General features: G+C 73.3%; 17 protein-coding genes. 10 read left to right on the plus strand and 7 right to left on the minus strand.

Features of this window, described 5'->3' with window-relative positions:
• Positions 1–7 precede the first annotated feature (7 nt).
• Complete coding sequence (locus tag OG500_RS37220; protein WP_327071306.1) at positions 8–925, minus strand: MBL fold metallo-hydrolase; 918 nt, start codon at positions 923–925, stop codon at positions 8–10.
• Between the two features lie 140 nt (positions 926–1,065).
• On the opposite strand from OG500_RS37220, the gene OG500_RS37225 reads away from it, so the two are divergent.
• From OG500_RS37225 to OG500_RS37235, 3 genes are all read left to right on the plus strand, one after another.
• Entirely contained in the window at positions 1,066–1,965 is a 900-nt protein-coding gene (locus tag OG500_RS37225; RefSeq protein WP_327071307.1) for a helix-turn-helix domain-containing protein, read from the plus strand.
• Positions 1,966–2,169: 204 nt separating this feature from the next.
• On the plus strand, positions 2,170–3,426 hold the full coding sequence (locus OG500_RS37230) for an alpha/beta hydrolase (protein ID WP_327071308.1): 1,257 nt from the start codon (positions 2,170–2,172) through the stop codon (positions 3,424–3,426).
• A 253-nt stretch (positions 3,427–3,679) separates the two neighbouring features.
• Positions 3,680–4,111 (plus strand): hypothetical protein, encoded by a 432-nt coding sequence (locus OG500_RS37235; RefSeq protein WP_327071309.1) that lies wholly within the window; start codon positions 3,680–3,682, stop codon positions 4,109–4,111.
• Positions 4,112–4,186: 75 nt separating this feature from the next.
• Here the strand turns inward: OG500_RS37235 and OG500_RS37240 are convergent, their stop codons facing one another.
• The gene (locus OG500_RS37240) at positions 4,187–5,320 is read right to left on the minus strand and encodes an aromatic ring-hydroxylating dioxygenase subunit alpha (RefSeq protein WP_327071812.1); all 1,134 of its coding nucleotides are present in this window, start codon (positions 5,318–5,320) and stop codon (positions 4,187–4,189) included.
• Positions 5,321–5,824: 504 nt separating this feature from the next.
• Between OG500_RS37240 and OG500_RS37245 the strand changes: the two genes are divergently transcribed.
• Positions 5,825–7,252, plus strand: coding sequence for an MFS transporter (locus OG500_RS37245; RefSeq protein ID WP_327071310.1), 1,428 nt, complete (start codon positions 5,825–5,827; stop codon positions 7,250–7,252).
• A 175-nt stretch (positions 7,253–7,427) separates the two neighbouring features.
• Here OG500_RS37245 and OG500_RS37250 read toward each other — a convergent pair whose 3' ends face one another.
• On the minus strand, positions 7,428–8,015 hold the full coding sequence (locus OG500_RS37250; protein WP_327071311.1) for a TetR/AcrR family transcriptional regulator: 588 nt from the start codon (positions 8,013–8,015) through the stop codon (positions 7,428–7,430).
• Positions 8,016–8,178: 163 nt separating this feature from the next.
• On the opposite strand from OG500_RS37250, the gene OG500_RS37255 reads away from it, so the two are divergent.
• From OG500_RS37255 to OG500_RS37275, 5 genes are all read left to right on the plus strand, one after another.
• The gene (locus OG500_RS37255; protein ID WP_327071312.1) at positions 8,179–10,371 is read left to right on the plus strand and encodes an MMPL family transporter; all 2,193 of its coding nucleotides are present in this window, start codon (positions 8,179–8,181) and stop codon (positions 10,369–10,371) included.
• A 97-nt stretch (positions 10,372–10,468) separates the two neighbouring features.
• Positions 10,469–16,612 (plus strand): polyketide synthase, encoded by a 6,144-nt coding sequence (locus tag OG500_RS37260; protein ID WP_329587052.1) that lies wholly within the window; start codon positions 10,469–10,471, stop codon positions 16,610–16,612.
• Positions 16,613–16,935: 323 nt separating this feature from the next.
• Complete coding sequence (locus OG500_RS37265) at positions 16,936–17,892, plus strand: aldo/keto reductase (RefSeq protein WP_329587055.1); 957 nt, start codon at positions 16,936–16,938, stop codon at positions 17,890–17,892.
• Positions 17,893–17,971: 79 nt separating this feature from the next.
• Positions 17,972–18,490 carry a DinB family protein gene (locus tag OG500_RS37270; RefSeq protein WP_329587058.1) on the plus strand — a complete coding sequence of 173 codons (519 nt, stop codon included), beginning with the start codon at positions 17,972–17,974 and terminating at the stop codon, positions 18,488–18,490.
• A gap of 140 nt (positions 18,491–18,630) precedes the next feature.
• On the plus strand, positions 18,631–19,659 hold the full coding sequence (locus OG500_RS37275) for an aminoglycoside phosphotransferase family protein (RefSeq protein ID WP_327071316.1): 1,029 nt from the start codon (positions 18,631–18,633) through the stop codon (positions 19,657–19,659).
• Between the two features lie 72 nt (positions 19,660–19,731).
• Here the strand turns inward: OG500_RS37275 and OG500_RS37280 are convergent, their stop codons facing one another.
• The 4 genes from OG500_RS37280 to OG500_RS37295 all read right to left on the minus strand — a co-directional run bounded on the left by OG500_RS37280 (position 19,732) and on the right by OG500_RS37295 (position 23,011).
• On the minus strand, positions 19,732–20,154 hold the full coding sequence (locus OG500_RS37280) for a RidA family protein (RefSeq protein WP_329587062.1): 423 nt from the start codon (positions 20,152–20,154) through the stop codon (positions 19,732–19,734).
• A gap of 78 nt (positions 20,155–20,232) precedes the next feature.
• Entirely contained in the window at positions 20,233–20,910 is a 678-nt protein-coding gene (locus tag OG500_RS37285) for an HD domain-containing protein (protein ID WP_329587065.1), read from the minus strand.
• Positions 20,911–20,992: 82 nt separating this feature from the next.
• Positions 20,993–21,958, minus strand: coding sequence for a GlxA family transcriptional regulator (locus tag OG500_RS37290; protein ID WP_329587068.1), 966 nt, complete (start codon positions 21,956–21,958; stop codon positions 20,993–20,995).
• 69 nt (positions 21,959–22,027) lie between these two features.
• Entirely contained in the window at positions 22,028–23,011 is a 984-nt protein-coding gene (locus tag OG500_RS37295) for a helix-turn-helix transcriptional regulator (RefSeq protein WP_329587071.1), read from the minus strand.
• A gap of 55 nt (positions 23,012–23,066) precedes the next feature.
• On the opposite strand from OG500_RS37295, the gene OG500_RS37300 reads away from it, so the two are divergent.
• Positions 23,067–23,726, plus strand: coding sequence for an NIPSNAP family protein (locus OG500_RS37300; protein WP_329587074.1), 660 nt, complete (start codon positions 23,067–23,069; stop codon positions 23,724–23,726).
• The last annotated feature ends 9 nt before the right edge of the window (positions 23,727–23,735 follow it).

Here is a 23,735-nt window from a genome sequence, read left to right on the forward strand (position 1 = left end):
GGAGAGGTCAGGAGAGGCGCGAGAATCCCGCCCACTGCTTGATCGTGAACGTCGACCCGCTGCGTGCGACCCGCGCGGCACCCTGGCCGCCGAAGTGCGCGGGGAAGACGAGCGCGTTGGTCTCGGCGGCGCGGGCGAGCAGTCTGTGCCGGGTGGCGCGGGAGGCCGCCGGGTCCTCGCAGAAGCAGGAGTTGGTCTGCGGATGCGTGATCTGCAGGGCGGTGTGCATCAGGTCCCCGACGAACAGGGCGTGTTCGCCGCCGGACTCCAGGGTGAGTACGGACGAGCCGGGGGTGTGCCCGGGTGCGAGATCCAGGCGCAGGTTCTGGTCGATCCGGTACGTGCCCTCCCACAGGTGGGTCAGTCCCGCCTGGTGGACGGGTGCGACGCTGTCCTCGAAGACGTTCTGGTTCCCGCGGCCGAGTACGGTCGTGGTCTCGTTGGCCGGATCCCAGAACTCGAAGTCCCGGCGGGTCATCAGGTAGCTGGCGTTCGGGAAGGTCGGCGCCCAGGTCCGGTCCTGGAGGCGGGTGTTCCAGCCGACGTGGTCGATGTGCAGGTGGGTGTTGACCACGATGTCGATGTCCTCGGGCCGCACCCCGGCGGCGGCGAGGTTGTCGAGGTAGTCCGTCTCCAGGCGGTTCCACACCGGCGCGTAGGGCCGGTCCTTGTGGTTGCCCACGCCGGTGTCGACGAGGATCGTGCGTCCCTGGCTGCGCAGCAGCCAGGACTGGATCGCGGTCTGGCACTCGTTCGTCCGCGGGTTCCAGAAGTCGGGTGCCAGCCAGTGGCGTTGCTCCTGCCACGCGCCGTCCGGGCTGTCCGGGAAGAACCCCTCCGGGGGCAGCTGGGACGAGCCGTAGAACTCCTTGATGCGGGTGACGGTGACCTCGCCGAGGGTGATCTGCTCCGGGTGCTGTTCCATGGGGTCCCTCCAGGGCCTCGTGGGGTGGGTGGCCGACTGGGACCGAGCCTGGACGCCTGCCGGGGCGTGGGCCACTCCCGGGCTGTCCTACCCCTGGCAGGGTGTGGCTGGGAGAGCACCGGGCACCGAATACTGGGGTGATGAACGGACCCGGCCCGCTCGGCGCCTTCCTCCAAGCCCGACGAACGCAACTGCGGCCCGAGGACGTCGGCCTGCGCGACCTCGGGCCCCGCAGGCGGGTGGCGGGGCTGCGGCGCGAGGAACTGGCCCAGCTGGCGGGCGTCAGCGTCTCCTACTACGCCCGCCTCGAACAGGGCCTGTCCCGCGGGGCATCGGCCGAGGTGCTCGACGCGATCGCCCGCGCCCTGCTGCTCGACAGCCACGAGCGCGAGCACCTGGAGCGGCTCGCCGTCGCCGCCCGCCACGCGCCCCGGGTGCGCCGCCCGCGGCCCGAGAAGCTCGCCGACGAGACCCGCGACCTCCTGCGCGCCCTCGACGGCGTCCCGGCGCTCGTGCTGGGCCGGCGCACCGACGTGCTGGCCTGGAACACCCTCGGGCACGCCCTGCTCGCCGGTCACCTGGACGTCCTCGCCCCGGACGACCCGGCGCGGCGCCCCAACATGAGCCGGATGCTGTTCCTGGACCCGCACGGCCAGGAGCTGTACGCGGACTGGAAGAGCAAGGTGCGCGCGGTGGTCGGCAACCTGCGCCTGGCCGTCGGCAGGCACCCGCAGGACCCGCTGCTCGCGCAGCTGATCGGCGAACTCACGATGAGCAGCCCGCAGTTCCTCGCCCTGTGGCGCGACCACCGGGTGGCGCCGTGCGAGGCCGCCTCCTACGAGCTGCACCATCCCGTCGTCGGCACGGTGACGGTCACCCAGCAGACGCTCTCGATCGCCCGTTCACCCGACCAGCTGCTCATCGTCTGCACGACCCCCGCCGGCTCCTCCTCCGAGCAGGCCCTGGCGCTCCTTGCCCAGGCGTGCGCCACCCGGACTGTTGTGGCGCAGGACATGCGAAGTGATCGCCCGGGCGGGTGAGGCGCAACTCCCTTCAGCCCGGCGGAAGAGAGCGAAGAGTCCAGATTTCCCCTGTCCGAAGTTGACCGTACACGGCTAATGTCCTCGCAGCAGGCCGGGCCGGACACCGACGTCCTGCTCAGCTGCGGGATTCACGGTGCCCGCCGCACCCGGCGAGATCCGCAGGTCCGGTCGAGCTTCATCGAGAGAGGGAATGTGCCTGTGATGCCACAGCGTTCGATCCGCCGCCTTCTGCTACCTGCCCTCGCGAGCCTGCTGTTCGCGGCCTTCGCCGGCAGTGCCGCATCCGCCGACCCGGCCGCCGCGGGTGCCGGAGGCAGCCTCACCCCCGGCGCCGGCGCCCCGGCCGACCCCAGCACGCCGCCCGTCCTCTCGGACGGCTTCGGGCTGACCCAGGTCACCCGGAGCGATCCGTCGCTGAACAGCCCCTACATTCCCGCTGCCACCGCTACCGACTTCACGATCACGGTGACGACACCCGAGGTCGCCAACGACCCCAGCAGCGTCGGGCACCACATCCGGATCGTCCTGCCCGCCGACTACTACAGCAGCCCGGGCAAGCGCTACCCGGTCCTGTACCTGCTCCACGGCTCCCCGGGTGACCCCTGCGACTACTTCAACAGCTCCCTCTTCCCCCAGTTCAACGCGGTGAAGAACACCTCGGGGATGATCACCGTCATCCCCGACGGGGGCGCCCGCAGCTGGTACTCCAACTGGCGCGACCAGAGCACCCAGGCCGGTTCCCAGAACTGGGAGAACTTCGAGATCGACCAGGTGATCCCGTTCATCGACGCGAACCTGCGCACCGTCGCGGATCGGCAGCACCGCGCCATCGCCGGTATCTCGATGGGCGGCTTCGGTGCTCTGCACCTTGCTCAGCTTCACCCGGACCTGTTCGGTCAGGTCGCGAGCCTGTCGGGCGATGACGACCTGTCGCGCAACGAGATGGTCCTGCGCGAGGTGGTCGTCGCCTCGCTCATCGACGGGTACGGGGCTCTTCCGGTCCTGACGAGCGGCATCGTGCCCGGTGTCTCCACCTGGAGCGCCTGCCATCCGACGAACGACCCCTATCAGCCCGCCGTCAGCAGCGACGCGCTGTTCGGCTCGCCGTACCCCCTGTCGATCACCCCGCCGTACAACGACTCGCTGTGGAACGCTGCCGACCCCACCGAGCATGCTTCGGCGTTCGCAGGCATGGGCGTCTCCCTCTACGTCGGCAACGGCAACGGACCGTCGGGGGACGTCAGGGAGTGGTGGATGGAGAGCTCGTCCCAGCACCTGGCCGCCGCCCTGACGAGCGCCGGCCAGACCCCGTACTTCGTGGACTACGGCGGTGGCGCCGGCTGGGGACGGTGTGACGGCGGCCATGACTCCACCTGCTGGGACCAGGATCTGGCCGACCTGCTCCCGCGCCTGCAGCGGACGTTCGACGCCACCAGCGCCACCCACCGCAGTGGGTGACCGCCCGCTCCAGGCTGCCGCCTCGACACGCTGCTGATCGTTGGGGCGGCTCAGGCGCCACCGACCGGGCGACGGACGGGCCCTAACACATCGTCGGGGCGATTGGCTATCCGCAGGTGCGCACCGCCGGCGTCACGAAGTGGATAGCTGCGAGATCGCTGCTCCAGGAGGCTGTACTGCGGGGCGCCAGGGTCCGACACCGGCGCCGTCCGTGGATGGCAGTTCACTCGACAAGGGCGGGATCATGAAGTCCATGCGCAAGACCACCAAGATACTCGTGACGGGCGCCATGGCAGTGGCGGCCATGGCCGGGGTGTCCGGGGCCGCCTCGGCGAACGACATGAGTGCCTTGAACCGTGGCCAGAGCCTCAACCCCGGGGACTCGATCTGGGCCGACAACATTGGTGGGGACGTTCACTACCAGCTGACCCTGCAGACGGACGGCAATCTCGTCGAGTACAGGCACAACGACGGGGTTGCGGGGGCCTCGGTGTGCTGGTCGACGCACACGAACGGGTCCGGTGCGACCAATGCGACCTACCAGTCGGACGGCAACTTCGTCCTCTACAACGGAGGTTGGGTGCTCTGGTCGTCGGCCACCAAGGGGGCGGCGGGGTCGAACGTCAACATCGACACCGAGGGCGAGGTCTGGTTCGGCAGCACGAAGCACACCGGTCTCTGCTGACCCGACCTCCGGGACGGCACCGACCAACGGGTCGGTGCCGTCCCGCGTTTCAGGGCACGGTTCGCGCGCAGCAGGTCACGGCCCCTCGCGGTGCACGCCGCACGGGCCGTCGACGGCGGGGGGCTCGGCGGCGGCTTCGGGAGCAAGCGGTGTGCCGTTGGTCCGCAGGACGTTCCGGACCTCCAGGATGAGCGGGAACACCTCGTGGTTGCGGTCCTCGCCCTGTTCGTCCCAGGCCCGTTGCTCGGCCTCGACCGCCATCCGGTCCTGGGCGAAGACCCTCTCGGTGAAGCGCCGGATGAGCGGCCAGGCCAGGTGGATGAGCCCGGGAACCGGCGGCTTCGCGATCATCAGCAGTCCGTAGGCGTGGCACGTGCGCTGCTCGGCGTCCCGTGGGACGTAGGCGGTCCAGAGGGAGAACGCCGGCAGCTCGGCGCCGGTGGGGACAGCCTGCAGGGTCTGGTACGGGTACTCGGTGCGGATGGTGACCACGTCGGGTGTCTGCCGTCCACCGAGCCCCTCGGCGGAGAGCAGACCGGCGCCGCGGTCCTTCCTGCCCCCGGCGGGCACGAACAGGTAGCGCGCCTCGACGAACCGCGGCCCGGCCTCGTAGCCCAGCAGCTCCGGCTGGATCCTGCCCAGCACGCTGCGGTGCAGGAACTGGTGGTTCATGTCCAACAGGTTCTCGTGCATGAACGAGTAGTGGCACCGCACCGTGCGGGAGAACGTCATCGTCCGGTGCGTGGCCGCGCCGAACTGCGGCAACTGCGGGAACGGCGCTGCGGCGGCCTTCTCCGGGTCGCCGGGGAAGACGAAGACCAGGCCGTACGCCTCGCGCACCGGGTAGGACCGCACGCCGCGCGGGGGCCGCTCACAGCCCCTGGGCAGGTACGGGATCTGCGAGATGCGGCCGTTGCCGCGGTAGGCCCAGGCGTGGTAGCAGCAGCGGAGCGTCTCCTCCTCCACGACGCCCATGCTCAGCGGCACCTGGCGGTGCGCGCAGCGGTCCTCCAGGGCGTGGACCTTCCCGCTTCGGCCGCGGTAGAGCGCGATCCGCTCCCCGGCGAAGACGGCGGCGAAGGTGCCCTCCTTGCGCACGGCCGAGGAGACGGCCACCGGGTACCAGAAGTCGGGGTCGATCCCGACGCGCCGCAGATCCGTGGTGGTCTCGCGATACGCGGCCACCGGTACCGGGGCACCGTCCGCCACCGCACCGGCGACGGGCAGGTCGCTTCCGGGTCCGAATTCGATCACGGGGTGCTCCCTCGTCAGGCCGGACGCCGGGGGGTCGGACCGATGGACAGTCCCGGGCCGGGGGCGACTGCCGACCGCAACGGCACTTCACCGTCACACGGCTGCGGCCGGCACGGCAAACGCACCTGCGCCGACGGGGCGGCCCACCGCCGTGCCGGACGGCGTCGCCGGGTGCATCCACGGATGCCCGGCCTGCTCGTGCGCACGGCACGGTCGCGGCCTACCTATGCCTGACTGATTCGGCCGTCGCGCTTCGCGCCTAACGTCATGACCAGCAAGAACGAGGCGCGACAAGCCGACGGGGAGCCGGGGACGACCGGCCTCCAGCAACCGGGCCGACGACCCGGAGCCGGCGACCGCTCAACCCCAGGCACAGCGTCACCCAGGCACAGCGTCACCCAGCCACAGCGTCACCCAGGCACAGCTTCACCTCCAGGCACAGCTCTTGAAGGAGTCCCGATGGCCACCACCCTGTCCCGCCCGCTACCAAGCGTCGATGCCCCCGCGCCGGTCCCGCGCGGTCTGCTTCCCGTGGTGCTCACCGCCACCTTCATGACCACCCTGGACTTCTTCATCGTCAACGTGGCCATCCCCTCGCTCCAGACCGGCCTGCGGGCCGGCCCCACCGCCGTCCAATGGGTGGTGGCCGGCTTCGGCCTGGCCCTGGCGGCCGGCCTGATCACCGCCGGTCGGCTCGGCGACCGGTTCGGGCGGCGCCGGATGTTCGCGCTGGGCCTGCTGCTCTTCACCATCACCTCGGCCGCCTGCGGCCTGGCCCCGAGCGCCGGGGTGCTGGTCGGCGCCCGGGTGGCGCAGGGCCTGGCCGCCGCGCTGACCGGCCCCCAGGTGCTGGCCATCCTGCGCACCGCCTACAGCGGCCCGGCGCAGGCCAGGGCGTTCGGCTCCTACGCCATGACGATGGGCATCGGCGCGGTCCTCGGGCAGTTGATCGGCGGTCTGCTGATCCAGGCCGACCTCTTCGGCCTCGGCTGGCGCAGCTGCTTCCTGATCAACGTGCCGGTGGGCCTGGCCACGCTGGCGATGGTGCGGCGCTGCGTCCCCGAGTCCCGCGCCCCGCAGAAGCAGGGACTCGACCTGCCGGGCACCGTGCTGGTCGTCGCCGCCGTCACCGCCCTGGTGCTGCCGCTGATCCAGGGCCAGGCGCAGGGCTGGCCGCTGTGGACGTGGGTCTGCCTGGCCGGCTCGGTGCTGCTGTTCGCCGCCTTCGCGGTGCACCAGCGCCGCTTCGCCACCGACCCGGTGGTCGACTTCGGGCTGCTGCGGGACCGCGCCACCGGCCTGGGCCTGCTGGGCCAGCTGGTCTTCAACCTCGGGCAGGGTTCGTTCTTCCTGGTGCTCGCCGTCTTCCTGCAGCAGGGCCACGGCCTGGACGCCCTCGACTCCGGGCTGCTGTTCATGGCGATCGGCAGCGGCTACCTGGGTACCTCCCTCGTGGCGCCGCGGGTCGCGGCGCGGCTGGGCCGCCAGGTGAACGCGCTCGGCGCGGTGGTGATCGCCGCGGGCCTCGGCCTGATGGCGCTGACCGTGACCGAGGTCGGCACCTCGGGCAGCGTCTGGTGGCTCGTGCCGGGCCTGTTCGTCGACGGTCTCGGCATGGGTCTGGTGATGGGCCCGCTGACCGCTACGGTGCTCACCGGGGTGCGCCCGCAGCTGGTCGGCTCGGCGTCCGGGGTGCTCGCCACCGTCCAGCAGGTCGGCGGCGCCCTCGGGATCGCGCTGCTCGGCAACCTCTTCTACAGCAGCCTGGCGCACGGCGGCTTCGGCCACGCCTTCACGCTCAGCCTGCTGGCCCTGGTGGCGCTCGAGCTGCTGCTGGCCCTGCTGGTCCAGGGGCTGCCGGGCAGCGACCGGAGGGTGAGCGGCTGAGCCCTCGCCGACCGGCCCGCGGGCCCCGCACCAGGGGCGGACAGGACGGACGGGGAGCGAGAGGAACGAAGGTCCGCCCGGGAGCGCTGCTCCCGGGCGGACCTTCGCGTCTCCCGGCGGCCGGGGCGGCCCCGGCCAAGGGGCCGGCGCACCCGTGCGGAGCCGGACCGCGGTCTCAGGAGGCCGCGGTCGTGATCGCTCGCAGGCAGGCCATGAACGGGCCGTGCAGGTCCGGATCGGGGCCCGAGGTCAGGTACTTGGCGATGGCCGCACCGGCGGCGGCGCCGATCACGGCGGTCATCGGGTGCTCCGGCGGGAGTCCGGCCTCGGCGGCGAAGGCGGGTCCGCCGACGGCGGCCGCGTCGGCGACCTCGGTGCTGCTGAGTGAGCGCAGGGCGGGGTTGGCCTCGTACATCGCCGCGGTCAGTGCCATGAGCTCCGGATCCAGGTGCTCGATCTCGCCGGTCAGCCACTCGTCGACCGCCGCCAGGAACGAGACGCCGGGCCGGGCCTCGAAGACCGCGGTGAGCCGGCCGGCCACGTCGGCGGCCACCGACAGGGCGATGTCGGCCTTGGACGGGAAGTACATCGAGACCGTGCGGGGAGCCACCTCGGCGGCCTCCGCGATGTCCGCGATGGTCGCCCCCTCGTAGCCGCGCTCGGCGAACAGGCGCATCCCCGCCCGCCGGATCGCCTCCCGGCGCTTGGCCTTGGAGCGTTCGCGCAGTGACGTCGCGCCCGGCGCCCCCTTCGGTTCTCCCATGGCGGCAGCATAGCAGCAGGCGGCATTTTTGCCGTTGGCTGCAAAAAAGCTACCGTTGGCATTGTTGCCTTCGCTGGCAGCCCGCTGTCCGGCGTGCCCGTGACACCCAAGGCCCCAGGTCGCCGAACGCCCTGCGCCATCGAACGAGGAGTGCCCAGCACCGATGTCCCGCTACCTGTACCGACTCGCCCGGTGGTGCTTCCGCCACCGCTGGGCGACCCTGCTCAGCTGGCTGCTGGTGATAGCCGCCGCGGTCGGCGTCGCCGGCGCGGCCGGCGGCAGGACCACCGATGCGCTCTCCATCCCGGGCACCGAGTCCCAGCGGGTGGTCAGCGCGCTCCAGGAGAAGCTGCCCGCCGCCTCCGGAGCCTCCACCCAGGTCGTCTTCGCCACGCCGAACGCCGACATCACCGCCGCCGGCTACCAGCAGGCCATCGACGCCGCCGTGCAGGAGCTCGGCAAGCTGCCCCAGGTCACCGGTGTGGCAAGCCCGTTCAAGACCATGGCGGTCTCACCCGACAAGCACCTCGCGCTCGCCACGGTGAACTACGACTCCGCCGCGGGCGACGTGAAGAGCGCCACCGTCGACGGGCTGCGGCCCGCCGCGCAGGCCGCGCACGACGCCGGTGTGCAGGTCGAGTTCGGCGGCGCCGTCTACCCGCACGCCAAGGCCGCCAACAGCGAGACCATCGGCATGGCGGTCGCGCTCGTCGTACTGGTGCTCACCTTCGGCTCCCTCCTCGCCGGTGGACTGCCCATCGCCACCGCCCTGTTCGGGCTGGTCATCTCGATGACGGGCATCAGCATCCTGGCCGCCGTCACCGACATCGCCGCCGCCTCGACCTCGGTGGCCAGCATGCTGGGGCTGTCCTGCGCCATCGACTACGCCCTGTTCATCCTCTCCCGGCACCGCACCAACCTGCTGGCCGGGCAGAGCCCCGAGGAGTCCGCGGGGCGGGCCGCCGGGACGGCGGGCAGCTCGGTGGTCTTCGCCGGACTGAGCGTCATCATCGCGCTGTGCGGCCTCGCGGTGGTCGGCATCCCGTTCCTGACCGTGATGGGCCTGACCGCCGCCGGCGCCGTGGCGCTCGCCCTGCTGGTGGCGCTGACCCTGCTGCCCGCCCTGCTCGGCTTCGCCGGTGAGCGCGCCGGCCGGTTCTCCCGGCTGCCGCTGCTGCGCCGTGCCCGCCCCGCCACCGAGAACGCCGTGCGCGACCCCGCCCGGCTGGCGGGCACCCGCTGGGCGGCCTGGGTGGTGCGCCGCCGGGTTCCGGTGCTGGTCCTGGGCGTGCTCGGCCTCGGTCTGCTGGCGGTCCCGGCGGTCTCGATGGACCCGGGGCTGCCCGGCGCCAACGCCCGCCCCACCAGCGACACCTCGCGCGTCGCCTACGACCTGACGACCGAGCACTTCGGCCCCGGCTACAACGGCACCCTGACCGTCCTGGCCGAGAACGTCACCGACCCGGCCAGGGCCCAGCAGCTCAGCGCCTCCCTCGGACGGCTCCCAGGGGTCGCCTCGGCGCACGTCGGCGTGGTCACCGACGGGATCGCGCTGATCAGCGTGGTGCCCACCACAGGGCCGGCCGACCCGCACACCGCCGACCTGGTCCACCACATCCGCGACGACCGCCCGGCGCTGCAGGAGCAGGCCGGCGGGACCGTGCTGGTGGGCGGCCAGACCGCGATGGACATCGACGTCTCCGCCAAGCTCTCCCAGGCGCTGCCGGTCTTCCTGGTGGTCGTCGTCGGCCTGGCCTTCGTCCTGCTCACCTTCGCCTTCCGCACCATCCTGGTGCCGCTGAAGTCGATCCTCGGGTTCCTGCTCTCGGCGGGTGCCGCGCTCGGCGCCCAGGTCGCGGTGTTCCAGTGGGGCTGGGGCAAGGCGCTGTTCGGGGTCGAGCCCACCCAGACGCTCAGCTTCCTGCCGATCATCCTGCTGGCGATCATCTTCGGCCTCTCCAGCGACTACGAGATCTTCGTGGTCTCCCGGATCAAGGAGCAGTACACCCGCACCGGTGACGCCAGGGGCGCGGCCGTCACCGGCACCGGCCTGTCCGCCCGGGTGGTCACCGCAGCCGCGCTGATCATGGCCTCGATCTTCGTCGCCGTCATGCTCGGCGACGACCCGATGGTCAAGGCGATCGGCTTCAGCTTCGCCGTCGGTGTCCTGGTGGACGCCTTCGTGGTCAGGCTCGCCCTGGTGCCCGCCCTGATGGCGATCCTCGGCTCGCGGATCTGGTACCACCCCCGGTGGTACGGCCGCCTCGTGCCCGACCCCGACATCGAGGGCGAGAAGCTGGCGGAGGCACTCGACCACCGGGAGGAGGAGGAGCGCCGGCTGACCCTCGTCCCCTGACGCCGCCGAATAGTGTGAGGAGTCCGCAGCCGACCGCGGGGCAGGATCCCGGCGACCAGCGCCAGTTGGTCGCCGGGACCGACCGCAGAGGTGCCAGGTGCACGAGCTGATCCTCCGTCACGCAGCGGAGCTCCAGGGCAAGACCGCCTTCGCCGACGCCGGTGGTGCGGTGAGCTACCGGGATCTCGCCCACCGCACCGCCCGGGTGGCCGGCAACCTCCCCGTCGATCGCGGAAGCCGGGTGGCGCTGTACCTGGGCAGCGGGGTGCCTGCCGTCACGGCCGTGCTCGGCGTCTGCCGGGCGGCCGCGGTGGGCGTCCCGCTCGACCCGCGCAGCGGCGACGACGACCTCCGGCTCCGGCTGGCGGACAGCGGAGCCGGGCTGGTGGTCACCGACCGCGAACACCTCGCGCAGGTCGAGCGGGTGGCCGGCGTCGGCGTGGTGACCGTCGACGACCTGCTCGTGCCCACCGGCAGACCGCCGCGTGACGACCTCGGGCCGGACGAGCCCGCCTGGCTCCACTACACCTCCGGCAGCAGCGGGGAGCCGAAGGGCGTGCTGTCCGCGCAAGGAGCCTGGCTCCGGTCGGCGGAGGACGCCTACCGGGGGCTGCTGGGCATGTCCGGCGACGACCACCTGCTGTGGCCGCTGCCGCTGTTCCACGCCTTCGGGCACTCGATGTGCGTGGTGGGCGTCCTGGCGCTGGGCGCGAGCGCCTACGTGATGGACCGTTTCACCCCGGACCGGGCCGCCGACCTGCTGCGCCGCACACCGTTCACCGCGCTGGGCGGCGTGCCGACGGTCTTCGGCCAACTCCTGGACGCCGGAGCCCCACTGCCGGTGCGGTGCCTGTCGGCCGGGGCCCCGCTGCCCGAGGAACTGCGGCTCCGGTTCCGCCGCAGGTTCGCCCGTGACCTGCACGACGGCTACGGCAGCACGGAGGCGTCCGGGAAGATCGCCGTCGACGGCGTCGTGCTGCCCGGCATCGGGACCCGGTTCGTGGACGGCGCGATCCAGCTGAGGATGCCCGGCGCCGAGCGCTGGCACGCCACCGGGGACCTCGGCCACCAGGAGGGCGGCCGGCTGGTGGTGACCGGGCGGGCCGGCGAAATGATCATCCGGGGCGGGGAGAACATCCACCCGGCCGAGATCGAACGGGTCCTCGCCCCCCTCCCGGGCGTCCAGGAGGTGGCCGTGGCGGGTGAGCCTGACCCGCTCCTCGGCGAGGTGCCGGTCGCCTACGTCGTGGGCGAGGCGGACCCGGCGGCGCTGCTCGCCTCCTGCCGTCGCCGGCTGCCGCCGCACCGGGTGCCGCAGGCGATCCGCCCGGTCAGCCGGATCCCGCAGACCTCCTCCGGCAAGCCCGCTCGGCGGCTGCTGCGGTTCCAGTACCTGCTCGACGCCGTCGGGCGGGCGACCGAGGCGATCACCGGCCGGTCGCCCGGAGCCGACCAGCCATTCGCCGAAGCCGGGCTGGACTCGCTCGGCTCGGTGCGCCTGCGCGACCGGCTGGGCGCGGAGCTGGGCCTCGCGCTGCCACCGTCGCTGGTCTTCGACCACCCCACGCCCCGCGCGCTGGCCGGCCACCTCGCGGGCGGGGCCGCCGCTGCGCCGCCGCCCGTCCCGGCCACCGAGCCGATCGCGATCGTGGGCATGGCCTGCCGCTACCCCGGGGGGATCAGCTGCCCCGAGGACCTCTGGCGGGTGGTCGCCGCCGGCCAGGACACCATCACGGACTTCCCCGCGGACCGGGGCTGGCCGCTGGACGAGCTGTTCCACCCCGACCCCGACCACGTGGGCACCAGCTACGTCACGCGCGGCGGCTTCCTCACCGGCGCCGCCGACTTCGACGCCGCGTTCTTCCGCATGTCGCCGCGCGAGGCCCTGGCCACCGACCCGCAGCAGCGACTGCTGCTGGAGACGGCCTGGGAGGCGTTCGAACGCGCGGGCATCGCGCCCGAGTCGGTGCGGGGCAGCAACACCGGCGTGTACCTGGGCCTGATGTACAACGACTACGCCGGCCGCTTCCGGGGCGCCGCGCACCCGTTGGAGTCCCAGATCGCGCTGGGCGCGGCGGGCAGCGTGGCCTCCGGGCGGATCGCCTACCACCTGGGGCTGCACGGTCCGGCGCTCACCCTGGACACGGCCTGCTCCTCCTCGCTGGTCGCCATGCACCTCGCGGCCGACGCCCTGCGGGCCGGACAGTGCGACCTGGCCCTGGCCGGCGGCGCGACGGTCATGGCCACGCCCGACAGCTTCGTGGTGTTCAGCCGCCAGCGCGGCCTGGCCCCGGACGGACGGGTCAAGCCCTTCGCCGCGGCCGCCGACGGCACGGCCTGGTCGGAGGGCGTGGGGCTGCTGGTCCTGGAGCGGGTGAGCGACGCGGTGCGCAAGGGGCACCCGATCCTGGCCCTGCTGCGCGGCTCGGCGGTCAACCAGGACGGGGCGTCGAACGGCCTCACCGCGCCCAGCGGGCCCGCCCAGGCGGCCGTGATCCAGCAGGCGCTGGCCGACGCCGGGGTGACGGGCGCCGAGGTGGACGTGGTCGAGGCCCACGGAACCGGCACCGCGCTGGGCGACCCGATCGAGGCGGGAGCGCTGCTCGCCACCTACGGCCAGGACCGGCCGGAGCCCGTCCTGGTCGGCACCGTCAAGTCCAACCTCGGGCACACCCAGGCGGCCGCCGGGGTCGCCGGCGTGATCAAGACCGTGATGGCGATGCGGCACCGCACCGTGCCCGCCACGCTGCACCTCGACGAGCCCAGCCCGCACGTCGACTGGTCCGCCGGTGCGCTGCGCCTGGTCACCGAGCCGACGCCCTGGCCGGCGCGGGACCGCCCGCGCCGGGCCGGGGTGTCGGCCTTCGGGATCTCGGGGACCAACGCGCACGTGATCGTCGAGGAGTACGAGCAGCTGCGGGTGGCGTACCTGTTCCCGGGGCAGGGCGCGCAGCGGCGCGGGATGGGCCGGGAGCTGGCAGCCAGGTACCCGGTCTTCGCCGCGGCCTTCGAGCAGGCGTGCGACCGGCTGGATCCGCAGCTGCGGGAGGCGATCGACACCGACCTGGTGCACCGCACGGACTTCGCCCAGGCGGCCCTGTTCGCCTACCAGGTGGCGCTGTTCCGCCTGTTGGAGTCCTGGGGGTACCGCCCGGACGCGCTGATCGGGCACTCCGCCGGGCAGCTCGCGGCGGCGCACGTGGCAGGCGTCCTGTCCCTGGCGGACGCGGCCACCCTGGTCACCGCCCGCGGGCGGCTCATGCGCGACCTGCCCGCGGGCGGCGCCCCGGGGCGCACCGCGAGCGACGCCGTCCACTCCCCGCTGACGGACCCCGTGCTGGCCGAGTTCGCGCAGGTGGCAAGGAGTCTGACGTACCGTCCACCGCTCATTGCGGTGATCGGGGCCCGACCGGAGGATCCCGACCACTGGGTGCGGCACGTGCGCGAGACGGTCCGCTTCGCCGACCACCTGGCCGCGGTCGACGGCGCCGCCCTGGTCGAACTGGGCCCCGGCCACACGCTGGCCGCGCTCGTCGAAGGGGTCATCCCCGCCGCCGACCCCGAGCGGGCGGCGGCCCGGCTGCGCGGCACCCGCGCCTTCGACCGGCAGCGCTACTGGCTCGACCGCGCCGCCGAGCACCCGTTGATCGAGTCGACCGTGGTGGTGCCCGGGTCCGGCGAGGTGGTGTGCGTCGCCGACCTCAGCCCGGTGTGGCTGCTCGACCACGTCGTGGACGGCACGGCGATCGTGCCCGCCACGGCGATCCTGGAGCTGGTGCTGTACGCCGGAGCGCGGGCCGGCTGCACCACCGTCGACGAACTGGTCCTGCACACGGCCATGCGCCTTCCGCAGACGCGGCGGGCCGAGATCGTCGTGCGCCCCGAGTCCGACGGCGCCCGGCCGTTCGAGGTGCACGCGGGCGGGGTCCGCTGCGCCAGCGGCCGCCTGGACTCCCGGCCCGGGCCGCAGCCGGACCTCGGTCCGTGGCCCCCGCCGGACGCCGAGGAGCTCGAAGTCGAGCACGCCGACTACGGACCCGCCTTCCGCGGGCTGAGCAGGATGTGGCGCCGCGGCGGGGAACTCTTCGGCGAGGTGCGCGGGCAGTTCCCGGACGCGGGGCGGTTCGCGCTGCACCCCGCCCTGTTCGACGCGGCGCTGCACCCGGCCCGGCAGCTCAGCGGCGGGGTGCCGTTCGCGCTGCGCGGCGTGCACCTGCTGGCGCGGGGCGCCACCGGCCTGCGCGTGCGCCTCCGGGACGGGCGGATCGACCTGGCCGATCAGAGCGGCCGGCCGGTGGCGTGCGTCGAATCGCTCACCGTGCGGGCGGCCGCGACCGGCCGCGGCACGCTGTTCCGCCCCGCGTGGCAGCGGGTCGCGGGCCCGCCGCCGCCTGGCCAGGTCCTTCAGGTGCCGCCGGGCGACGCGCCCGCGGCGCTGGCGCTCACCCTGCGGGAACTGCAGGCCGGCCACGAGCATCTGACGGTCCTGGTGCGGCCGGGGGACCTGGCCGCAGCGGCGGTGGCCGCCCTGGTGCGCGTCGCGCAGACGGAGCACCCCGGCAGGTTCACCCTGGCCGAAGCCGACGCCGGCCGCACGCGGATCGTCGCCGAGCGCGCGGAGCTGGTCCCGGTGCCGGGCGGGTCCTTCAGCTGGCGCGGGACCGTCCTGGTCACCGGCGGCGGCGCGCTGGGCCGGGCGGTCGCCGAGCACCTGCGGGACCAGGGCGTGCGCGTCGTGGTCGCCGGCCGCAGCGGCGAGACGCCGCTGGACGTCACCGACCGGGCGGCCCTGGCCGCGCTGGTCGACTCGATCGAGGACCTGCGCGCCGTCGTGCACACCGCCGGGGTCCTCGACGACGGGATCCTCGCGTCGATGACCCCGGCGCGCCTGGAGACGGTGTGGCGCCCCAAGGCCGAAGCGGCCCGGCACCTGCACGAGTTGACCGCGCACCGGCAGTTGGACGCCTTCGTGCTCTTCTCCTCGGCCGCCGGTGTGCTCGGCCATGCCGGGCAGGCCAACTACGCGGCGGCCAACGGCTACCTGGACGAGCTCGCCCGCCACCGCCGCCGCCTCGGGCTCCCCGCCCTCTCGCTGGCCTGGGGCCCGTGGACGATCGGGATGATGGCCGACCGGAGGGCCGACCCCGGCCTGCTGCCCCTGACGCCCGCCGAGGGCGTGGCCCTGCTGGAGGCGGCGCTGGGCACCGACGAGCCGGTCCTGGTGCCGATCGCCTTCGACCGCCCGCCCCGGCCCGAGGCCGGCAGCACGCCGCAGCAGGCGCCGCCGACCGACCTGCTGGAGCTGGTGTGCGCCGAGGTCGCCGCCGTGCTGAGCTACCCGCAGGTGCAGCCGGACACCCCGATCCTCGACCTCGGCTTCGACTCGCTGACCTCGATCGAGCTGCGCAACCGCCTGGAGGCGCGCACCGCCCTGCGCCTGCCCGCCACCGTGGTCCTCGACTCCGCCACGCCCCGTGCCCTGGCCGAGCAGCTGCGCCCGCCACCCGCGCCGGGGACGCTCGCGTTCCTCTACCACAGGCTGTGCGAGCTGGGCCGGCCCCAGGAGGCCGTGCACCTGCTCGTCTGCGCTTCCTGGGCGCTGCCGTCGGCGGCTGCGCTGCCTGCTGCGGCTCCGCGCAGGCTCAGCGAGGGCGACGGCCCGGCGATCGTCTGCTTCCCCTCCTTCACCTCGCCCCCCGGGGAGTACGGCCCGCTGGCCCGGCACCTGCCCGGCCTGTGGCTGCTCCCGCACCCGGGGTACGAGGGCGGCGCCGTACCGCAGGACGTGGCGGCCCTGGTCCGCGCGCACGCCGCTTCCATCGGGCAACTCGACCGGCCGGTGGTGCTGTTGGGCCGCTCCACCGGCGGCCTGGTCGCCCAGGCCGTCGCGGAGCAGGTCGGCGCCCTGGCGGTGGTGCTGGTGGACACCCACCCGGTCCGGGACGAGCAGTGGCTGGCCGAACTGGCCGTCCGCAGCGCGCTCAGGCTCGACGAGCCCGCCCTCGCGGCGATGGGCGCCTACACGCGCCTGTTCCTGGACCGGCCGGCGGAGACGACCGTCCCGACCCTGCACCTGCGGGCCGGCGAGGTGCCGGGCGACCACCACTCGGTCCTGGAGGAGCACGTGGCCACCACGGCGGAGGCGATCCACCGGTGGCTCACCCGGACGCTGCCGCCCGAACCGGGGGAGGAACAGGGACAGGCCCCAGACCCCGGAGCCGGAGCATTCCCCCTGGGCTGAAGCGGGGGAGCGGACCCGCGAGGGCCGCTCCCGCCCCGCTCACCGCACCGCACTCAGTTGGACGGGCCGCACACCAGTCCGGCGGGCGACAGCACGCACGCCGCCAGGCTCATGCCCGGGCCGTCGTAGAGCCACGGCGACTCGGCGCCGCCGTGCGCTGCGGCGACGGCTGGGCCGAGCGGGTGGCGGCGGTCGCCCCGGGCGGCGTGGACTTCGTCTTCGATGCCTCGGGCGCCGGCGTGCCGGGCCAGGGCCGTCCTGCTGCCCTGACTCCGGGGCCGAGCCTGCCCCGCCCGTCCGTGTCCCGCACGTACAGTGCCCCCATGGACTATCGAACGCTCGGCAGCAGTGGGCTCCTCGTCTCCGCGGTCGGACTCGGCTGCAACAACTTCGGCGGACGTCTCGACGCGGCGCAGACCCGCGCGGTGGTCGAGGCGGCACTCGACGCCGGGGTGACGCTCTTCGACACCGCCGACATGTACGGCGGCCTGGGCGGGTCCGAGACGCTGCTCGGCCAGGCACTGAAGGGGCGGCGCGACGAGGTGGTGCTGGCCACCAAGTTCGGCCATCAGCGGACGGACCTGGGGTACGGCCCCGCGGCCGGGTCGAAGGGCGGCCGGGCGTACATCCGGCGGGCGGTCGAGGAATCGCTGCGGCGGCTGCAGACCGACCACATCGACCTCTACCAGCTGCACACCCCCGATCCGCACACGCCGATCTCCGAGACGCTCGCCGCGCTCGGTGAGCTGGTGCGCGAAGGCAAGGTGCGCTACATCGGGCACTCCAACTTCGCCGGTTGGCAGCTCGCCGAGGCCGCGCACGTCGCCCGGGAGACCGGGGCGGTGCCGTTCGTCTCGGCCCAGAACGAGTGGTCGCTGCTGGAACGCGGCGTGGAGCGGGAGGTGGTGCCGGCGGCGCTGCACTACGGTCTCGGGGTGCTGCCGTACTTCCCGCTCGCCAACGGTCTGTTGACCGGGAAGGTGCGCCGTGCCACGGGTGTCCCCGCGGGCTCGCGCCTGGCGTCGCGGCCCGAGCGGGTGACCGAGGCCGGTCTCGACACGGTCGAACGCCTCGCCGCCTGGGGCCAGGCGCACGGCCGCAGCATCCTGGAGATCGGCGTGGGCGCGCTCGCCGCACGGCCCGGCTGCGGCTCGGTCATCGCCGGGGCCAGCAGCGCCGAGCAGGTGCGCGCCAATGCTGCCGCCGGACAGTGGGTGCCGACCCGCGAGGAACTGGCCGAGATCGACGCGATCCTCGACGCGGAGCCGGCCGCGGCCTGAGCGGCCAGGTGCGGCCGGTCGCACGGTTGACCGGACGGGCTGGTAGGCGGCCGGGAGCTGGAGTGGCAGACTCCGGTCCATGACGTTTACAGTTCCCGAGCCGGACCAGCAACTCTCCGACCCCAGCGCGCTGTTGCTGGACTATCTCGACTACTACCGCTCCGTGATCGGTGCCAAGGTCGAGGGGATGTCCGACGCGGACCTGCGCGCCAGCAGGCTCCCGTCCGGGTGGACCCTGCTCGAACTGCTCAAGCACCTCGTCCACATGGAGCAGCGCTGGCTGCGCTGGGGCTTCCGGGGCGAGCAGGTCGCGGAGCCCTGGGGCGACCGCGGCCCCGCGGACCGCTGGTACGTCCGCCCGCAGGAGTCGGCTGCCGACCTGCTCGCCGCGCTGCACACGGGCGGCGAGCGCACCCGGGCCATCGTCACGGGGACGCCGCTGGGCACCCTCGCCGCCGCCGGCGGCCGCTTCCCGGACGACGGCACCCCGCGGCCCACCCTGGGCTGGATCCTCTTCCACGTCCTGCAGGAGTACGCCCGTCACGCGGGCCACCTGGACATCGTCCGCGAGCTGACCGACGGCGCCACCGGTTCCTAGTGCCGCGTGGCTCGTCGCCCGCCGAAGCGGACTGACTCCGGGGCTCCGGATGCGCGCGGAGGCGGGGTGTGACTGACGGGCTCCGGGTGACCAACCCGCTTCACCGCCACAAGTGTTCGCGCGCATGCGAGGATGACGCCATGGGGACGGGACTGCCCTTCGGGGAGGAGCTGCGGGCCGAGCTCGGCGCACCTCGTCGGGGCCGCCGACTGGGCAGCAGCCCGCGATCACGCGTATGGCGGGCGGAGCTGTCCGGCACACCCGTGGTGGTCAAGCAGCTGGTCGACGGACCGGAGGCCGACGAGCGGTATGCGCGCGAGGTGGCCGCGCTGACGCTCGCATCCCGGGTCGATCCGCCGGTGGTGCCGGTGCTCCTCGGCGCCGATCCGGCGGAACGGGTGCTGGTCCTCGAGTACCTGGAGCACCGGCAGCCCCGCGAGGACTGGGTGATCGACTACGCCTCGGCGCTGGCCCGGCTGCACATGGCCACCGGCGCCGACGATGCGGGCAGGCTCCCCGCCTGGTCGGGCCCGACCCACGACGACGTCGACTCCTTCCTCGGGCTTGCCAGGGCGCTCGGCGTCGCAGTGCCCTCCGGTGTCCGAAGCGAGCTGGACGGCCTGGTGAACCGTCTGCTCGGCGCACCGGGCCATGCCCTGCTGCACGGCGACCCCTGCCCCGGCAATGACATGCACACCGGCGGCGGCATCCGGTTCATCGACTTCGAACAGGCAGCGCTGGGCAACGGGCTCGTGGAGCTCGCCTACCTGCGCATCGGCTTTCCCACCTGTTGGTGCGTCACCGCCCCGGCCCAGCCCCTGCTGCGGGCGGCGGAGGCCGCCTACCGCGAGACGTGGCGCAGCGCGACGGGCACCGAGGTCCACGGCGATCTCACCGACGCATGCGCCGGCTGGCTGCTACGGGGCGACGCGCTGGTCGAGCGGGCCCACCGTGGCACCGCCGACCACCTGGCCGAGATCCCGAACCGCGACTGGACGTGGGGCACGGCAACGGCCCGGCAGCGACTGGTCCACCGTCTCGAAGTCGTCGGCCGGATGGCCGCGGCCGGCGAGGAGCTCAAGGGCCTGGGACAGCTCGCCGCAACCGTGCGGCAGGGCATGCTCACCCGCTGGCCCGCCCTTCAACCGCTGCCCCGGCAACGGCCGTAGCCAAGCCCGCCGGGCCCGGTGCCGGCACAGCAAGAGGGGCTCCTGGGCCAGGGGCGGCCCAGGAGCGGCGATCTACCGGGATGCCTCGGGGCAGGCGGCGATCGCGCGGATTTCGACGAGGAGCCCTGGGCTGGCCAGGCCGCTGACGCCGATGATCGTCCAGGTCGGGTAGGGCTCCTTGACGAGGCGCTTCTTGGCCTCGGCGAAGCCGGGCAGGTGCTGGCGGATGTCGACGTGGTAGCTGGTGACGTCGACGAGGGCGGACAGGTCGAGGTTCTCCAGCCGAAGGATCTCTTCGATCTTCCGGATGGCGATCTCGGTCTGCTCCTCGATGGTGTCCGGGATGGTTCCGTCGGCCCGGCGACCGATCGTTCCGGCGATGAACAGGAGGCCGTTCGCGCGGACCGCGGCGGAGTAGCCGAAGCTTGCGAAGGCGCTGGTGGTCTGCCCGAAGACGGCGTTGTCCTGGGGGACTTCGACGGTGTAGCTGGTCATGGCGATGCGTGGCCTTTGCGTTGACTGTGGGTTTCTTCTTCGGCCCGGTCGTCGGGCCGAGGGGGTGAGCCAGGGGGCTCAGTTGCCCCAGCGGGAGGAACGGCAGGCGTGCTCCAGCCGGGTTTGGCCGAAGGTCTCGCGCTCCCGCAGGAATTCGCCGGGAATCGTGTACCGGGGTGCGTTCTTCGGGTCCTTCGCCGCGTGCGCGACGATCGCGTCCGTCAGGGAACGGACCATGTCCAGCCGTGGATAGGCGGCGTGGACGGCGTCGGCCTGCTCGTCGCTGACCGCGCCGAGGTGATCGGCCCCCAGCGGGCCGCCGAAGTCGAGCGCGACGCCCCCGCGGACGAGGACGCAGAGCGTGCCGCGGCGTTCCGCGATGCCGGGCGAGGTGTGCAGGGCGATGGCCTGCCAGACCTGGTCGGCGTCGGCCGTGGACGTCCCGTGGCGGATGAGGAACTCGGCGGCCCGGTCGGCGCCTTCGACCTCGAAGCGCTGACGGTGCGGGCCGTCGGACGCGACGCCGAGGTCGTGCATCGCGCAGGCGGCGAACAGCAGGTCGTCGTCGTAGTCCCGGCCGGCGGCCAGGTCGAGGCGGGTGGCCACCAGTCGGGCGAACAGGTAGCTGCGGGCGCTGTGGTTGAACAGGGAGGGCGTGTGCACCGGCCGGATGAGGTTCACGACGGCGTCGGCAAGCGGGGTGCCGGGCAGCGTGATCAGGTCGGTGACCGCCTCGTGCGGAGGAGGTCCGGTCATGACTTCATCGTCGCCGTGGCGCCATCTGCCGGACGAGTGGCAAAAGTGACCAACTTCGTCAGGTTTTTGCCACGACCGGCGATCAGGGTGTCGGCACTGGCGGCCGGCTGCGGTCGGCGTGCCAGAAGGTGCGCCGGTAGGCCGTGGGCGTGGTGTCGAGTACGCGGCGGAAGTGCAGCCGCAGGTTGGCGGCCGTGCCCAGTCCGCAGTCGCTCGCCACCCGGTCCACCGGACGGTCCGTGGTTTCCAGCAGTTCCCGCGCCCGGCCGAGCCGGGCGTTGAGCAGCCACTTCAGCGGGGTCGTGCCGGTCTCCTCGGCGAACCGGCGGATGAAGGTGCGCTGCGACAGGCCGGCGTGGCGGGCGAGTACCGGCAGCGTGAGCGGCTCGTCGAGTCGCTGCAGGGCCCATCCCCGGGTGGCGGAGAGCGAGGCTTCACCGGCCACCACGACCGGAGCGGGCACGTACTGGGCCTGTCCGCCGTCCCGGTGCGGGGCTGCGACCAGGCCGCGGGCGATCTCGTTGGCGGCCCCCGCTCCCAGGTCGCGGCGCACGATGTGCAGGCAGAGGTCGATGCCGCAGCACACCCCGGCCGACGTGAGGACGTCCCCCTCGTCGACGTACAGCACGTCGCGGTCGACCGTGACGGCGGGGAAGTCCCGTTCGAGTTCCTCGATGTGCTTCCAGTGGGTCGTGGCGTGCAGGCCGTCCAGCAGGCCCGCCGCGGCCAGCGCGAAGGCTCCCGTGCAGATCGACACCACGCGCCGACCGCGACCGCGGGCCTCGGCCAGCGCGGCGAGTACGGCGTCCGGAGGCCGGACGATCGGCTCGAAGCCCGGCACGATCACGGTGTCGGCGGCGCGCACCTGCTCCAGGCCCCCACCGGCGACCAGGGCGAATCCTGCGGTGGTGGCCACCTTCGCGTCGAGCGCGCACACGGTCATCTCGTACGGCGTCTCCGGTCGGGCGTTGAAGATCTGTGCCGGGATGGCCAGATCGAGCGGGGTGACCCCGTCCAGCGCCAGGACGGCGACTCGATGCACTGTCATGGCAAGATCCTAGGGGACCAGGGCATTGTTGCCACGCGCCGGATGAGCGGGGGAGCAGCGACGACGACCTCACGAGGCCGGGGCCCCGTACCGGTCGGCGAGCTCGCGGGCGGTCGCGGCCAGGCGGGCACGCAGGGCCGGTGGTTCCAGGACCTCGACATCGGTGCCCAGCCCCAGGAACGCGCCGTGGGCGTGGTCAAGGGATTCGATGGGCACGGACGCCCTGGTCCAGCCGTCCGCCTCGGCCGTCCCAGACTCCGCGACCGCCCGGGCGAACGCCTGGCCGAGCTGCTCGCCGCCCCGGGCGACACCGCGCGGCGACAGTCGTACCGTCGCCTGCGCGGTGTGCAGCCGGGCATGGAAGTCGGCGAGCCGGTCCTGCCAGTGCGCCGCCAGGTCGAAGCCCTCGGGTGTCTCGAACTGCTCCTCCAGACAGCGTAGTTCGAGGATCTGATCGACCCGGTACGTACGCGCGGTGGCGCCGTCCGCGGCGGCGACCAGATACCAGCGGCCGGCCTTGAGCACCAGCCCGTACGGCTGCAGCCGCCGTTCCACCTCGGTGGGTGCCTTCCACCGCCGGTACCGGACCCACACCGTGCGCCGGTCCCAGACCGCGGCGGCGACCGCCGCCAGGTGCGGCGTCTCGTCCGCCTGCGCGTACCAGCCGGGTGCGTCGAGGTGGAAGCGCTCCTGGACCAGTCTGGCCCGCTCGTGAAGCTCCGCCGGAAGGGCGGCCCACAGCTTCAGCTGGGCGGTCATCAGCACCTCGCCCAGGCCCAGCTCGGCTGCCGGGCCGGGCAGCCCGGCCAGGAAGAGGGCCTGCGACTCATCGGCGGTGAGGCCGGTCAGCCGGGTGCGGTACCCGTCGAGCAGCCGGTAGCCGCCGCCGTGACCGGCCTCGCCGTACAGCGGGACACCGGCGGCGCCGAGGGCTTCGAGGTCCCGGTAGACGGTGCGGACGGAGACCTCCAGCTCGTCGGCGAGCTGATCGGCCGTCATCCTTCCGCGGTTCTGCAGGAGCAGGAGCAGCGAGATCAGTCGGCTGGCGCGCATGGCTGCCAGTATCCACTGACAGAAGATGTCAGTGGACCGGTTCTAGCCTGCGGCCATGAACGATGTCGACTTCCGCCACAGTTCCTCGGACGTGGCCGACCGCAGTATCGCCGACGCCCTCATGAGCATTGTCGAACTGCGCCAGTACACCCTGCGCCCAGGCGCCCGCGACACCCTGATCGACCTCTTCGAGCGGGAGTTCGTGACGGGGCAGCAGGCGGTGGGTATCACCGTCGGCGGCCGGTTCCGTGACCTGGACGACCCGGACCGCTTCGTCTGGCTGCGCGGCTTCCCGGACATGGCGACCCGCGAACGAGCACTGCACGCCTTCTACTACGGCCCCGTCTGGCAGGAGCACGGGCAGGCCGCCAACGCGACCATGCTGGACTCGGACGACGTTCTCCTGCTGCGCGGCCCGGGCTTCACCGCCCCGGACAGCAGCGGACCGGTCGTCGCGACCATCTGCCACCCCCTCGACACGGCTGCCTTCGCCGACCACTTCGAGCGGCAGCTGCGCCCGGAGCTGGCCGCCCTGACACCGCCCTTGGCGGTGCACCGCACCGAACACGCGGAGAACACCTTCCCCGCCCTGCCGGTACGGGCGGGCGAGGACGTCCTGGTGTGGTTCACCGCGGGTGACACCGCCCCCCTGCCGGACCTCTCGGCACACCTGCGGTCCGCCCCGCAGCAGCTGCGTCTCGCACCCGTGGCGTGACACTCCTGC

This window comes from Kitasatospora sp. NBC_01250 (genome assembly GCF_036226465.1).
GTDB lineage: Bacteria > Actinomycetota > Actinomycetes > Streptomycetales > Streptomycetaceae > Kitasatospora.